This is a genomic window from Eubacterium segne, from assembly GCF_014287775.1.
In the GTDB taxonomy this organism is placed as follows: domain Bacteria; phylum Bacillota; class Clostridia; order Lachnospirales; family Lachnospiraceae; genus Eubacterium_G; species Eubacterium_G segne.
The window spans coordinates 1-13,217 of the sequence record NZ_JACOOZ010000009.1 but is presented as its reverse complement, the minus strand read 5'-3'; the positions used below and the strand labels follow the sequence as shown (position 1 = coordinate 13,217).

The window sequence follows — 13,217 nt, the reverse complement described above, 5'->3', positions numbered from 1 at the left end:
TTATTTTTACACTAATACTGTAATTCAGTAGTTTTATATGTTATCCAATTTCAATGTATTATCCTATTTTCCTGCACAAACATCTTTTCAAGCATTGACTTTTTGATATATTTCATTTTTTCCAACTCTCGTTGATGAAGGGTGATGAGGTGGTCAAAGTTGGTTAAATATCTTCCTATTCTTCTCTGTTCCTCTATATCTGGTGTTGGTATTGACATCTCAAAGAAAACATTGTCCTTAATTGAAAATCTATCTGAACGAGCACCTGAATCACCATTAAAATTCATAAAAGAATGCCAATAGTTACTTTTGAAGAAATGCTCAAGGTAGGTCGTGTCAATATCGTGTGGACGAAACACCGTATAAAGTGGCGACATTACGCCAGTTCTGCCTAATTTATTGCGATTTATCGGACCGACTGGTGCAGTCACAGAAATTCTTGGATTATATACAAAGTCCTCGTTACGAACAACATAATACCCATCAAGACTTGCCATTTTAGAAATATCGTGGTCAAAAAAATCTCTCTGACTGATAATTCCAAACTCAGCAGAATTAGTTAATGTTTCTATATATTGTAGTCCTGCATTTTTCTCGGTAACTTTATCAGCAATATCTGATAACTTACACTGTTCCCAATCGTCATTAAATCCCTTAAATCTAATTTCTGGCTTTTTTGCTTCATTTTGAGGAAACATCTTTTCCAACATTGATTTCTTAGTTTTTTGCAACTTATCACACTTTCGTTGATGAAGGGTGATGAGGTGGTCAAGACTGCAAAAATAGTCCGCTATTTTATCTTGTTCAGCTTTTTCAGGTAGCAAAATCGGTATAGATGTATATTCCTGAAATGATATGTTTAACAGCCCATCCATTCTTGCACCAGATGATACAATTCGTCGAAGCTGGCTTTCAACTGCTTTTCCATTCAATTCAATAGACATAAATTCTGCATTTTCTGAACCAGAAGAAAAACAGTGATAAACAAAGGGAATTCGAGCTTTTTCTTCTGTTGTCAAAGAAAAGCAAGAACCAAACGGACGCAATTTAGAGGCTCCGTGATTATAAGCTAGTTCGCCTTTTTCAAGGAGAATATACTTCTTTAGACTTTGCCCTGCATTGTTAGTTGAATACCGTTCTGATTGATTTATAAATCCATTCTCAGCAGTTATCATCATAACTGGAGCACTAGATGTTTCATCAGTCCGCTTGATTTCTTTGACCACCTCTGATAACTTACGCTGTTCCCAATCATCATCAAATCCTTTAAATCTAATCTTTGGTTTTTTATCATTTTTCATTAAAAATCACCTCCAAAGAATTTCTTTAATTCAGCAATAGCTGCCATATCAACATCAGAACCAGTTAATTCATCCATCATTTTAGAAAGTTCACTTTCTGTCTTCTTTATTTCGCGTTCTATATCCTCAAATGTATCCTGATATTTCTTTGTTAATTCTTCTACCTTTTTCTCAAACTGAGATATTATGCTTTCAGGTAATGATTCAATTCCTTCTATAATTGGATTAATCCATTTACACTCAAGAAGGTATTCAGCATCACTTTCTGTTAAGTTTTCAATTGTATCCTTAGTCTTTAATTGCAATTGCTCTTCTGACTTTTTGACATCACTCTTTAACGATTTTTCTTCATTGTTCATCTTTTCAACATCCTTAAGTGAATCAATCAAGGTTCCGTATTCGGAATCACCGTACATTTTTAAGGACTTTATAGTATTTTTTATGTTTTTGAAAACAAATTCATCTTTGTTTTCACCAAGTGCATCACCTAATATTTCCTTGTCATCCTCCGATAATTCACTAATAATTGTTTCATATTTAGACGATATTTCCTGAATTTGAATCCTCATATTTTCAATTTCAGTTACATCATCCTTTAACAGTGTATTCTGAACAAGTTCAAATGGAATAATGTGTCCCTTCCATCCTTCCTGTACTTCTGTGTCTTTTCCATTTTTCTTTTTAATAACCATATTAGGGTCTACCTGTCTGACAGAATCTTTTCCCTCAGCCTGTATCAATTCAATATCCCCTGCTATGGAATCATAATTTGTCTTAAAGATTTCATATGCCTCATATTTATCAACCAGTTTTACATTATTAAATCTTCCAAGTATATCTTCAGATATTCTGTCCTCTTCCATCATTATTTGAATTTGACTTACGTTATCTATTAATTTTTCTTTTAATTCATCTCTAAAACCTGCGAAAGTGGTCTTATATTCATTCACAAATTTTCTTACATCATTGTTATCTTCAACAGCCTTCTTTATATTTTCCACCTTTATTGAAGCATGACTACCATTAGACTGAAATAGTTCTTCCTTTAATGTCGGGAACTCTTTCCAGAATTTATCTAATTGTTTAATTTCATTTTCCGGGATGCCTCCAAACATTATTGAATATATATCCCATGATTCTGTTTCTTCGGATGAATCAACATATCTTGGAATATTTAAGTTATAATCATTTGCCCTAATTTCTTCTTTACTTACTTTTCTCGAATACTTATCAATATCTAAACGTCCTTTTACAGTATCTGTGATTTTTTTAATATCACATGGACGTAATTTGTTATTCTTTCCTTCTTTTGTAAATCCCTTAGACGCATCGATTATTAAAACATCCGTATTTTCTCTCTTTTGTCTAAGCACCATAACAATTGTTGGTATACCCGTTCCAAAGAAAATATTTGCAGGTAATCCAATAATAGCATCTATATTGTTCTGTTCAATTAAGTTTTTTCTTATTTCACCTTCTTCTCCTCCTCTAAAAAGGACACCATGTGGCAAAACAATTGTCATTATTCCATCTGGTTTCAAGTGATATAAGTCATGTAATAAGAAAGCATAATCTGCCTTAGATTTTGGAGCCAGCCCATATCTTGAATAACGAGGATCATTTTCTTTCCCCGACGGTTCCCAGTTCTGTGAATACGGTGGGTTACTTACTACTGCATCCACATATAACGGGTCATAAGTTGCAACCGGATCTGTCTCATCAAAATACGGCCAATCTTCCTCTAAAGTATCACCATTTCTGGTAACTATATTGTCTGGAATAATTCCCCTCATTACCAAATTCATTCTTGTAAGGTTATATGTATTAGCCTTTAATTCCTGTGCATAATATCGAATATTGTCTTTCTTATCCATATATTTAGAAACGGCACATCCAATATTAATTAACAAAGAACCCGAGCCTGATGTTGGATCATAAATTTTAATCTCATTATGCCCTTTTAAGTGATTTGCAACAATTTCTGACATCATCAAAGAAACTTCATGAGGTGTATAAAATTCCCCCGCTTTTTTACCCGCATTAGCTGCGAACTGGCTAATCAAATATTCATAAATAAAACCAAGTACATCGTAATCCTGTTTACCGTCCATCGGTATATCATTAATCAAATGTATTAAATCGCTAATTGCTTTTGTCTGAGACTTTGTATTATCCCCTAATTTGCTAAGTCCTGTCTCAAGTGTTGCAAAAATACCTTCAAACACTTTTTTATGTGAAGGTGAAATTAATCTTGAGAATGAGGACAATGCCGTTCTAACATTGTCTACACTAAAATCAGAACCCATATTTATCCAGGTAGAAAATAAATCTTCATATGATATGAAATATCCAAGTTTTGTGTGTGCGTTATGCACCAAATCCCCATCTTCCTCATTAACGTACTGCTTGATATCCTCATCCTGATAATCAATTTCATGTAACCACTTTTCCTCTTTTTCAGAAAGATACTTATAAAAAATAAAGCCTAAAATATAATCTTTGTATTCGTTAGCTTCTATTTTTGATCTCATCTTATTTGCAGATTCCCATATCTTAGCTGCTAATTGTTGTTTATTCATTTTCAAAACTCCTTTATATTTTGTTATTCTTTCACCGTACAGAAACGTATAAAAGTATTTTATCACAAAAGTAGCTTTTTTGTTTTTTTATTGCCTTTTGTTGCAAAAAAACTCTAAAAAGAAAGAACCAGGCAACAATACCCGGTTCTTTCTATCCTTCCTATTTCACCCTTACGCTTTTCTTCACCCACAAACCATATACCTTCTTTTTTCCATATACCATCACGGCTCTTACCTGAATTTTTACTTTCTTTTTGCTTTTAAGCTTCTTTATTGTCAGAGCTCTGTTCTTGGTATACTTTATTTTCCACTTTTTACCCTGTTTGTATCTAACCTGATATTTTGTGGCACCAACTATCTTACCAATTAGAAGTTTTACACTTTTCTTCTTCGCCTTAACTTTTAAAGTTGGTTTTCTTTTTTTGAACTTTGATACAGTCTGATTTTTTCTAATCGTTGTTGTTTCAATGGTAACTTTAGGAGTTGTCTGCTCTGGTTTCGCTGTGACAGATTCTTTTGGTGCCTCTAGTGTTGTAGTAGGTTCTACCTCCGTTACTGTTTCCGGTTCCGTCGTATCTTTTTCCGGCTCTATAACTGTTGACGACTCAGAGACACTTTCCTTTTCCGTGGTTGTTTCCGTCTCCGGTTGGCTACTTGTTGCTGTTTCACTCTCTGTTTCCGTCTCCGGCTGACCACTTGTTTCTGTTTCACTCTCTGTTTCCGTCTCCGGCTGGCTGCTTGTTTCTTCCGCTACCTCCTCAAAATCTCCATCTATCTCAAACTTTAATGTATCACCACTTATTTCCGTTACGTGTACATTTATTTTATCATAAATATCCATTTCCTGATTTTCTTTTAACGGGGCGTCTGATTTCGTGGAGTATACTCCACCTAAAACCTCATAATTCCATTTTGAGGTAGTACAATTCATATTATTAGGGAATTTTGTTTCTTTGTCTGCCACATAACATACCAGTCCTGATGTAATGGATAAACCCTTTAACTTAGTTCCGTCTGCCTTATAAAAGTCCCTTGACTGACAATCATATTTATTTCCGTTTTCACCAAAATTTCTATATTCTAAATATAAAGTTTTGTTTGTACCTTTTATATTTAATTTATATCCCACTATATCAGATGTTCCAAAGGTTCCTGATGCCTTTAATGTATACTCTCCCTTTGATTTAATGGTCTTTAAATTATCACCGGTAATCCATCCCTTCGCCTCTCTTTCCTTTAAAGAAATAAACTGAGGCAATGGTGACAAATGTTTTGCCATTGCAGACATATAGTAAACCGGGGAACTGCCTGTGGAATTATAAAGGTCTTTCAATCCAAGAATATGACCCATTTCATGAGCTGCAACACCTATTGAAAACATAAGATTATTATCACTACTTTTATAAAGATAATCATAGGAATTAGTCAGCTGCACGTAATATCCGCTTGTTAATGTTTTTGTACCGGTATTAATGGTGACATCTCCCCAATAATCCTTATAATTCCATAAAGGTGATGCCCAACTTACCGATATTTTCTGAGTTGTGTTTTTGTATATTATTGTAATGGCATCTATTTTGCCATCATTGTTTTTATCCAAATCATCAAAGCCATATGTTTTGGTTCCATCATAATTTGTAATTTTATTGCCCTGAGCAATTGCATTGTTTATTGCTTCAGACCAGTCTTCTTTCAGTTCATACATACGCTGCATACGTTCACTTTCATTAGTGTAACCTATAGGATTTTCATCACTATACTCAGCATAATAGCCACGCTTTTTAGATAATTTAATGGAACCGCCCTTATTAAATAAATATAGGTTATCTATCTGTAAATTGTTATTGGACACATTCCTGTAGTAATCCGATACGCTATAAAATCCTGTATTATAAGAATTATCCGTTAACTTTCTTACGGAAGTTCCCTGATACAATGTATCGGTAAATTCCTCTTCATCATCAAAACGTGCCATTACAACTAAATTGGTAAAGTTCCCTGTTGTTTTTGACTGCTCCTGCTGTTTGTCCTCTAACTTTGTATATACCTTAATTCTTCCTACATAATTTTTTAAATTTGACCAGTTGTTTTCACCTCCAACATAGGACATTTCCTTGGAATTTTTGTATGATGTCATGATTTTAGCATCGCCTTTGTCATTTGATACCTTAACTACTGTGGAAAACCATTCATCTTTTTCCACTTTCACCGGAGAATCCAGTTCCACCGTTACATATCCGCCATGTTCATAGGTTGCAGAAGTTGTTGCCGCCTCATATCCACCGGATGTAGGAACATTTTCCTGACCACCATAAGGATTGTCAATATTTTTATATACCTTAACTTCAACCTTAACATTTTCACCGCTTACAGCAACATTTACAGCTTTAATGTATTCGTCCTTGCCATTTGTTCCACCCTTTTGCGCCTTAAAAACATTTGCCATTACCTTATCATTTCGCAACGCAAAGTCATCCATTCCTCCATCATAATAATAATTGTAATCGTATTTCTCCTTAGGTGCAAAAGTAAAGGCGTATGAACATGAGCTTGTATTATCGTAGGAAAGCCAGAAATATTCCTGACTTTTGTAACTGTTTTTCACAAGCCAGCCACCGTTTCTTTTAGCACCTCCCGGCACAAAATTTTCTGCCGGAATATTATCATCCCAACCAATTATGGTGCATGCATGAGGTGATATTTCCGTACCTTTTTCATTTTTAGGATTATAATAGGTTGTTTCTCTTAAATTATTGTACTGAAAAGTTACCCCGCCATATTTTGCAATAGCCTCTTTTACGGATTTTATATACTGTTCAGAATCTCCACTGTTATCCGGAATATAAAATGCATTTTCAAATCTATATGCAGGATTTTCATAGGGATTAACCGTTGCATCATTTCCTTTAACGGGAGCCCACCACATAGAACACAACTTAACAATTTTCAGTGGATCCCCCGCCTTTTGGGTATAATCCACCGACTGCCAATCTCCACCCGTATTTCCCAGCGGATCAGCCTCCCTTTTGTACACTCTGTAAGCTGCCGCAACAGGATTTAGTGATAAAGTATCCTTAGTAACGGTTTTATCAATCCCTGATTTCAGTATTGAAGCCTCGGCTACCGCCATGGATGAATATGCCCAGCAAAGGTTACTATTTCCCTGGTCCTTAACCGGTGTTATTATTCCATAATCCCTTCCATCATATTTATCCCTGGTGGCAATTTCAGCCACTGTATCTATAACATCATGATTAGATATTTTATCATTACCTGCCAATACAATTCCATTTGGTATAATAGAAAATGCCATAACAACAATTAAAAATAAACTTACAGCTCTCTTCATATATGCTCCTTTAACCTGCAATGATTAATAACCGGCTCAATTATATTATTTCACCCTTACGCTTTTCTTCACCCACAAACCATATACCTTCTTTTTTTCATATACCATCACAGCTCTTACCTGAATTTTTACTTTCTTTTTGCTTTTAAGCTTCTTTATTGTCAAAGCTCTGCTCTTGGTATACTTTGTTTTCCACTTTTTACCCTGTTTGTATCTAACCTGATATTTTGTGGCACCAACCACCTTACCAATTAGAAGTTTTACTCTTTTCTTCTTCGCCTTAACTTTTAAGGTTGGTTTGTTTTTTTTGAATTTTGATACCTTTTGATCTTTTTTAGTGTTTGTCGGTTTCACTGTTCCCGGTTCTGTGGTTCCCGGCTCTGTTGTTCCCGGTTCCGTCGTTCCCGGCTCCGTCGTTCCCGGCTCCGGTTTTGTTGTTCCCGGCTCTGTGGTTCCCGGTTCTGTTGTTCCCGGTTCTGTCGTTCCCGGCTCCGGTTTTGTTGTTCCCGGTTCTGTCGTTCCCGGCTCTGTCGTTCCCGGCTCTGTTGTTCCCGGTTCTGTTGTTCCCGGTTCTGTTGTTTCTGTCGACTTTATATTAATGTTCACAATTGATACAGATACATAAGCCTCTTTAAAATATTCGTCATCAGAATAATAAATGGAAATGTACTCACCACTGTCTGAAGCCTTTAACGGGCCAAAATTATAATAATCATAAGGATACTCTGTTTTGGAACTCTCCTCTGCATCAAATTCCTTTGATGTATATCTGTCAAACTTTTCAATGCCTGAATAAATTCCATTTCCCTTATTATTAATTTTAAAAATCTTACTATGCTGCGCAGACATCATAGTTCTGTAAACATACATTTTTACAGTATTACCTTCTGCTACCGTACCTTTTATGCCAATCCTGTTGTAGGCATCATATCCGTCATCTGATATCTCATAGGTTACTGAAATCTTTTTAAGTATACCTAATTTATCCGAAATATTTCCCGGCAAATTCTCCGGTTTTGCCTCATTTGTGTAGCATTTATTTTTTTCATCTAAAACCCAGTCACCCTTTAAACCAACTGTTGCTTCTAAGCCACTGTCTGCCACAATCTTTACCTTTTTAGGTAATACTGCTGCTATTTTTTTAAGACTCTCTGTATCATTCATACTCTTATAAACAACTAATTTAGAAAAGCCCTCCGGTGATACACTCTTTACATAAGATTGTGCCAGCTGTGACACATCAAAAAATTTCACTTCATATTTTATTGTGGCATCATCGCCTGTTTTTACATCTTTTAACCCGGTTATGGTAACACTATAATTATCTACATATTTATGATTTGTTGCATCTTTAGGCTGAACAAAATCAATAGTTGAAGTAGATATACTAGCGGTAGAATCCGAAGATTTACATATATAGCTTTCTCCTGTTGTAAGATTCTTTACCGTAATTAAAACATTCCCTGGGTTCTGAACCTTTACATAATCTTTATTTAAATAAGTTGACCATACACATTCATCAGGATACACAACATTATCAGGCATATAACCTGCTGCCGGAAATGCTGAAAAAGGCTCTGTGTATTCGGTATTCCTGCTTTCACATATTTTTCCAATGGAAACATGTCCGCTATATCCAAACTGGACACTTGAATATTGAGGTGAAATCAATGCCATTCTGTGTCCTGTTGTATCCCATGTTCCATTTGACAGACTATATCCTTCATTCATCCAACTGGTAATTGAACCGAAAGGAGTTGCATACATGGCAAGTATATTATGGTCAAGATTAAAACCTTTTTGCCACAATTCATCATCCATGTCATCTGGCTTACTGCTATTACTTATATAATGGTCAAATTGAAAGTTTCTATCTAAAGCCTGATACTGCAATGACTCATTTTGAACGCATTTTTTCAAAAGAGGCTTTGCCCCTGTAAGATATCTGTAAAAATTAGTCATTGCCTCCATAGAAGCTAATGTATCATCTGTTAAAATTCCCTGATTGTATGGTGCCTCTATGGATGCCGGTGTGGAATAATACGTAGATTCCTGCCCGTCACCATACGTCTCCCCTGCATTTTTTGCCTTTGAATACTCTGCTGCCACATCATCTTTGGTCCTTTGTCCAAATGTGGTGTTGTTATAATCATATACCACCGTTCCTGCTGCCTTAGCCATGTTAGCTGCTGTTATTGTACATACAACCAATAATGCTAATATTAATAAAATTCCGTTTAACTTAAGCTTATTTTTCATAACTTTTCCTTTCCTATGTAACTTTTATTTATTTTACTTCAGGTTCTTTTCTGCTGACCTCAACCATAGTTCTCTTATATATTATATTATCTAGAATTTCTTTAAGCAACGACTATTATTGACAATAAATTTTTCCAATGGTACTCTTTAAACATAAATTAAAGGTAATTTTTTATTCCTATGATAATTTGAAACTACAGGAGGTGAATAATTATGGAATGTCCGTATTGTAATGCTAAAATGGAAGAAGGTAAACTGAAGCAAGACAGATATGCGTTAAAATGGAAATCTAATGAACGTCGTTCAAAAAACGTAAAACTCACCAGTTTTTTAACCCAGACTTATGTTGATGCTTATTTATGTAGGGGATGTAATAAAATTATTATTGATATTAATACGGAGGTATAATTATATTTCCGAAGTTTATATTGATAAAAAAAAACAGTGGCAGCAAAAGAATGATTTCTACCTGATAGAAACTGTCCTTTCACTGCCACTAAATTTTTTCATTTAACCAACTACCTGCTTTTTCCTGCTTACAAGATTTGTCAGAATTATAAATGCCACACTAAATCCTATAACAATCCCACCATTAATAAGCAACGGTTTTATTCCGTTAAAGTCCAATGTTTCCATACTTTTTATCAACTCATTGTTTTCCACAAAATAATATGTTGGAAGAACATGGGCTATTTTTAGTACATAGTCCGGCATATATTCAAAAGGTACGAAACAACCGCACAAAAATGAAGTTCCAAGAGCAATTACATTTACTATGCCGCCTATGGCATTTTTGTTTTGAGTAATGTTTCCTATTAAAAATCCAATTGTCAGACTACATATGGCAAATATAAAAGAATTTATTACATATGCCAGACCATTTGATGTAAACATTGAATTTTTAAAGAGAATAGCACTTAAAATCATATATAACACCCACATTGCCAGAATAACAATGGCATTTGAAAATAATACAATTCTATTATATTTTTTGTAGCTGAAGCTACTGATAATGGTTCGTTTTCTAACATTTTCTTCATTAATACTGGCTAAAATCATGCTAATGCAATACACGCATCCGGCTAAAAGAGCGTAATTTAGGAAATTAAAGTAACTGGTCATGCTTCCTAACTTTGAAGTATCAAGAGAACTTTTAATCGTAACTTTAGCCTCAGTTTCCACAGCACTATTTACCTTCCTTACTAATTCACTTCCACTATAGTAATCTTTATAAACCAGCACTGTCTTTATGTATTTTTCCACCAGCATTTCGCTGTAAGATGCATACTCGTCTCCTGTTGTTTTGTATTTAATTTCCGGATTTTTGCCATTTAACAAATCTTCCCCAAATTTTTTTGGTATATAAATCACAAAATTTACATCTCTGTAGAAAAGTGCATCATCCATCTTTTCCTTGTCCTTTGTATCTATGCCCGCTATTTTACAATGTTTGCTGACATAATCTACAAATCCTTCAGTAACAGTGTTGTTATTGTCATTATTTACAATTAAAATATCCGGTTTTGACTCTTCAAAATTAGTGGTGCTGTTGCCTGCCGACTGATTTATGGCTGTAATGGCAACTAACATTACCGTATATAAAATCAGCATTCCCTTTAATTTATTTAAAATTTTAAGAATTGTTTTAAATACTGTCATACTTTTCCCTCCTTAAACTTATGAAAGAAATTGTCAGGCAGATTACAACAAATACCAGTAAGTATGTAACATCCCTTAAATATCTGTCTAATGTATCGTAATAATACAGTGAATAAAATCCGTCTGTAATTAAATTGTTAGGATTAATCAGATTTATAACCGGCACGTTTTTGTCAATTACATACTTGAGAGTAACTCCCATCATACCTGATAGTACCGACAAAAACATAGTAATGGCTATGGTTATTCCTGTTTTTGCTCCCTCTGACACCCTAAATACCGAAGCAATTAAAACTCCCATTGAAATGCCTGCCAAATCTCCCACTGCTGAAAGCAGAATCACAAGAGGGGTATTGTCTCCAAAATCAACTTTTAGAACAAATCTTAAAAACAGTATTAAAATAGCAATTCCCACCATGCTTACAAGATACGAGCCTATTGCCGAGCTTAAAACAATTATGCTTTTCTTATTAGGTGAAACTGAAATTCTCTTTCCTTTGCTGCTCATATTCGCCAGACAGTTATTAATTGCCGTCAGTCCTAACATTCCACAATACATACACGTCATAGCTATAAGGGTATAAAATTCAATTTGCATATAGCTTAAATTAGAGGCAGAAATATTTTTCATATTGACCTGTCCATTATTTATCTTTTCCAATATGTCTTTGGCAATTTTTTCCGGGTCAAATGATGTGCTTCCCTTTGCTATTTCATTTTCAACGGTTTTCTTAGTTAAATCCTCTATAATAGCCTTGTTCTGCCCTATTTCTGTTACAACAAACCTAATTAAAGTCTGGTATGTTCCGTTTTTCTTTACCACCACCTGTGGCTCTTCGTTTTTAAATATAATATAACCTTCTATATCTGAATCATCTAAAAGTGAATCCGCCTTTTCTTTTTTAACATATTTAATGTTAAACAGCTTATTCTCGCTGTCATCAGCTGACAGTTCTTTTAATGCCTCCTGATATATTTTCTGATTTTCAAACTGGCTGTCATTAACTACGGCAATGTCAAACACCTTTAATTTTTCATCTTTTTCTATGTTAGAAAATGCCATATTAAAAAATATTCCAAGAATAATAGGAAAGGCGAAAGTCCAGAAGATTAGTATTTTATTTTTAAACAATGTTTTAATTGTATATTTTAAATTATGTAAAAACATTAGTCTCTTAATTCCTTTCCTGTAAGTTTTAAAAATACATCATTTAATGTAGGCCCTACACGCTGTATCTTCTCTTCTATGTTAGCCTCTTTCTTTAATTCTTCACTTGTTCCCTGAGCAATTATTTTTCCTTTGTCCAAAATAATAATTCTGTCGCAAAGGATTTCTACTTCTTCCATGTAATGAGTTGTGTAAACAATAGTTGCCCCATTATCCCTTAACTTTTTAATACCGTCTAAAATATTATTTCTGCTTTGAGGGTCAACGGCAACTGTAGGTTCATCTAAAAAAATCAGCTTTGGCTTGTGGGCAATTCCGCAGGCAATATTAAGTCTCCTTAAAAGACCTCCTGATAACTGCTTTGGCAGGTATTTTTTAAATTCCCCAAGACCTACTAAATTAATTGCATCTTCCACATACTGCTTTCTGGTATTTTTATCTTTAATGTACAAGCCACAAAAATAGTTGATGTTGTCATATACGTTTAATTCGTTAAACACTGCAACATCCTGAAAAATTACACCTATTTTTGCCTTTATGTCATAAGAGTCCGGTTTCATTTCCTCCCCGAAAATTTTTATACTGCCTCCCTGATACTTTAGCAGTGCCAAAATAGAATTGATTGTTGTACTTTTTCCACTGCCATTGGGGCCTAAAAGCCCTAAAATTTCCCCTTCGTATACATCAAAGGATAAATTATCAACCGCCTTTTTTTCCTTGTATTCCTTTGTTAAATTGCTAACTTCAATTACTTTTTCCATATGCGAATCTCTCCTTGTTTTATGGTAGTGTCAAATTTACTACCCTATTTTCTTTATAAAACCTTTATTTTTAGGGAGTTTGCAATAAAAAGAGCATTGACCTCCCTTTTTTGGTATAATGTCAACGACGAAATCAACTTT

Annotated in this window: 8 protein-coding genes; 1 reads left to right on the top strand and 7 read right to left on the bottom strand. The window is 34.4% G+C overall.

Translation table 11 applies throughout. The features are described 5' to 3' along the window. Nucleotides 1-50: 50 nt before the first annotated feature. The 4 genes from H8S00_RS13860 to H8S00_RS11630 form a co-directional block, all read right to left on the bottom strand. The gene (locus tag H8S00_RS13860) at nucleotides 51-1,301 is read right to left on the bottom strand and encodes a restriction endonuclease subunit S (RefSeq protein WP_243169593.1); all 1,251 of its coding nucleotides are present in this window, start codon (nucleotides 1,299-1,301) and stop codon (nucleotides 51-53) included. Next, a complete protein-coding gene (locus H8S00_RS11640) occupies nucleotides 1,301-3,880 on the bottom strand; it encodes a type I restriction-modification system subunit M (RefSeq protein ID WP_186840610.1) in 2,580 nt (859 codons plus the stop codon). The genes H8S00_RS13860 and H8S00_RS11640 overlap by 1 nt, the downstream gene beginning before the upstream one ends. Nucleotides 3,881-4,040: 160 nt before the next feature. Continuing rightward, entirely contained in the window at nucleotides 4,041-7,229 is a 3,189-nt protein-coding gene (locus H8S00_RS11635; protein ID WP_186840609.1) for a lectin like domain-containing protein, read from the bottom strand. A gap of 45 nt (nucleotides 7,230-7,274) precedes the next feature. Beyond that, nucleotides 7,275-9,488 (bottom strand): CAP domain-containing protein, encoded by a 2,214-nt coding sequence (locus H8S00_RS11630; RefSeq protein ID WP_186840608.1) that lies wholly within the window; start codon nucleotides 9,486-9,488, stop codon nucleotides 7,275-7,277. A gap of 213 nt (nucleotides 9,489-9,701) precedes the next feature. On the opposite strand from H8S00_RS11630, the gene H8S00_RS11625 reads away from it, so the two are divergent. Then, nucleotides 9,702-9,896: a PF20097 family protein gene (locus H8S00_RS11625; RefSeq protein ID WP_118589711.1), complete on the top strand. Its 195-nt coding sequence runs from the start codon at nucleotides 9,702-9,704 to the stop codon at nucleotides 9,894-9,896. A gap of 102 nt (nucleotides 9,897-9,998) precedes the next feature. Here the strand turns inward: H8S00_RS11625 and H8S00_RS11620 are convergent, their stop codons facing one another. The 3 genes from H8S00_RS11620 to H8S00_RS11610 are packed head-to-tail and all read right to left on the bottom strand — an operon-like array spanning nucleotide 9,999 to nucleotide 13,076. Continuing rightward, a complete protein-coding gene (locus tag H8S00_RS11620; protein WP_118589712.1) occupies nucleotides 9,999-11,147 on the bottom strand; it encodes an ABC transporter permease in 1,149 nt (382 codons plus the stop codon). Beyond that, nucleotides 11,134-12,315 carry an ABC transporter permease gene (locus H8S00_RS11615; protein WP_118589713.1) on the bottom strand — a complete coding sequence of 394 codons (1,182 nt, stop codon included), beginning with the start codon at nucleotides 12,313-12,315 and terminating at the stop codon, nucleotides 11,134-11,136. The genes H8S00_RS11620 and H8S00_RS11615 overlap by 14 nt, the downstream gene beginning before the upstream one ends. Continuing rightward, the gene (locus H8S00_RS11610) at nucleotides 12,315-13,076 is read right to left on the bottom strand and encodes an ABC transporter ATP-binding protein (protein ID WP_118589714.1); all 762 of its coding nucleotides are present in this window, start codon (nucleotides 13,074-13,076) and stop codon (nucleotides 12,315-12,317) included. Before H8S00_RS11610 ends, H8S00_RS11615 begins: the two co-directional genes overlap by 1 nt. Nucleotides 13,077-13,217 lie beyond the last annotated feature (141 nt).

Excerpts from the sequence above, each read along its gene's own strand:
- H8S00_RS11640 (WP_186840610.1), bottom strand. The coding sequence starts at position 3,880 with ATGAATAAACAACAATTAGCAGCTAAGATATGGGAATCTGCAAATAAG.
- H8S00_RS11610 (WP_118589714.1), bottom strand. The coding sequence starts at position 13,076 with ATGGAAAAAGTAATTGAAGTTAGCAATTTAACAAAGGAATACAAGGAA.
- H8S00_RS11615 (WP_118589713.1), bottom strand. The coding sequence starts at position 12,315 with ATGTTTTTACATAATTTAAAATATACAATTAAAACATTGTTTAAAAAT.
- H8S00_RS11620 (WP_118589712.1), bottom strand. The coding sequence starts at position 11,147 with ATGACAGTATTTAAAACAATTCTTAAAATTTTAAATAAATTAAAGGGA.
- H8S00_RS13860 (WP_243169593.1), bottom strand. The coding sequence starts at position 1,301 with ATGAAAAATGATAAAAAACCAAAGATTAGATTTAAAGGATTTGATGAT.
- H8S00_RS11635 (WP_186840609.1), bottom strand. The coding sequence starts at position 7,229 with ATGAAGAGAGCTGTAAGTTTATTTTTAATTGTTGTTATGGCATTTTCT.
- H8S00_RS11630 (WP_186840608.1), bottom strand. The coding sequence starts at position 9,488 with ATGAAAAATAAGCTTAAGTTAAACGGAATTTTATTAATATTAGCATTA.
- H8S00_RS11625 (WP_118589711.1), top strand. The coding sequence starts at position 9,702 with ATGGAATGTCCGTATTGTAATGCTAAAATGGAAGAAGGTAAACTGAAG.